The sequence below is a fragment of the Candidatus Manganitrophaceae bacterium genome, from assembly GCA_012960925.1.
In the GTDB taxonomy this organism is placed as follows: Bacteria; Nitrospirota; Nitrospiria; order SBBL01; family JAADHI01; genus DUAG01.
In genome coordinates this window covers 1-1,828 of sequence record DUAG01000065.1, presented here as the reverse complement: position 1 = coordinate 1,828, position 1,828 = coordinate 1, and the positions used below count along the sequence as shown (strand labels likewise).

Sequence of the window (1,828 nt, the reverse complement as noted above, 5' to 3'; positions counted from 1 at the left end):
AAGGTCAATGCTCTGTATCATGTCATGGGCGTTATCGAACAAAGCCCGGTAACGATCGTCGCTGGAGCGCAGACCCTCGATCAACCCTTCGACCTCTAGCTTCTTGCGTAGGATGGATATCAGGTATGCCACCTGCATGCCAGTGCCCATCAACCCCGCGAACAAAACCACCCCCGACTGCCAGCGCCAGACGTTCGCCTTCCCAGCAGTGGGGCAGTAAACTATTAGCCAGTCACGGCCGCCGACCTGAAGAGAAATATCCACGCAAACAGAGCTCATTATGTCGGCGCGGCTCTCGATGGTCCCCTCGCGGGGATAGAGCTGCTGGCTCCCGACAGGAGACAAGGTATCAAATAGGAACAGGTCTCTGTGGACGGCCAGTTCAGTATCCTTACGTTCCGAGCCCGCCTCGACAATGTCACCAATGCGTAGGACCCCGAGTCCAAAGCCTTGCAGGGCAGTCCGACGCTGCTCGACGGTGTCGATCGCTGAGCCGTTTTGATAAATCGGTTCGAAGAGGAGGAAGCCGTACTGGTTGCCGCTTTCCTGAACAAGAGTTATGCGTGACGTGGCGACGGCCTTACCGCTGTCACGTGCCTTGTGCATCGCCTCCAGACGTATCGGGTTGGAGCCCATGTCGAAGCCTAGAGCGGATTTGTTGCCCGCGAGGGGTTCGACGAAAAAGACCGGGAAATACTCCGTTCGCTCCTCAACGGGAATCATTTGTCCCTGGCTTTTTCGTTCGGTAAATTTGAACCCGGTGAGTCCATCCCTACGCGCTGCAGCCTCGAATTCGGCGCGGTCCTCTAACGCAACCCGGGGTACCCATTCCATCGCCTGAATGCCGATTCTATCCACCAGTTCTAAATTTGTAAAGGCTTTGAATTCAGCACGCTCGACTTGCTCCGAGGCTTGGTAGAGCGCCTTAACCGAAAGGATGGCTCCCAGGGTCAAGCCAAGTTGCTGCTCCAGGTTTTTCGCATGAACAATGGACTCGCGTTCAAAGCTGCGAATCCATTTCTCCTCTGCCCATTTATCCGTGAAAAAATAAGCGACGAAAGAGATCCCAATGCCAGCCATCAGGACCAGAATGATCGGTAAACTCTTCTTCACGGCCGGCCACTGCTCCATCTATGGATATATTAATAGGAAAATCATGTTTTTACGCTAATTCCATCTCACTTCAAAACGGGTCGCTCCCCATTTCTCAGGAAGACACATTTATCGAAGAGAAACTGGAAAAGGAATTACTGACTTGTGAATCTTCAACGGAATAATAGTCTAACCCCGATTATTGACCACACCTTAATTCGCTCATTATCAAAATTAATGTCTGTTCATCAATGGGTTTTGCTATTAAATCATATACATCCTTGCCAATATTTATTTCCTTTTGTTTTTGTTTATCATCGTTAGGATATAAAACTGACAGAAATTTAAGGGGTATCTGAGCCGTTCTTTCATCCTCTTTCAGAATTCTTGCTGCTTCTCCTCCATTCATCCCCGGCAACATTATATCCATCATTATTAAATCAGGTTTCACTTCCTGAGCCAATCGAATGCCCTCTTCACCCGTTTTTGCTCGAATTATATTAACATTAATTTGGGCATCAACTAATTTTTCTTCAATTAATCTTACATCTCCTTCATTGTCATCTATAACTAAAATGGTCTTGTTCACCTTTCCTCCTCTAGATATGGAGTTATAACTGAAAGTGGTGTATTGAGTACTTGAAAAAGCGGCGTATCTGGTTGATTTGAAACTGCGAATGAATCAAACAACCTGGAGGATACGCCACCATGAAAGATCATACCGTTATTTCGTTAA

General features: G+C 47.8%; 2 protein-coding genes. Both read right to left on the bottom strand.

Annotated elements, in window-relative coordinates:
• On the bottom strand, positions 1-1,131 hold a 1,131-nt coding region (locus EYQ01_10045), incomplete at its 3' end, for a hypothetical protein (GenBank protein ID HIE66124.1).
• A gap of 160 nt (positions 1,132-1,291) precedes the next feature.
• Positions 1,292-1,771 (bottom strand): response regulator, encoded by a 480-nt coding sequence (locus tag EYQ01_10040; protein HIE66123.1) that lies wholly within the window; start codon positions 1,769-1,771, stop codon positions 1,292-1,294.
• Positions 1,772-1,828: the final 57 nt, after the last annotated feature.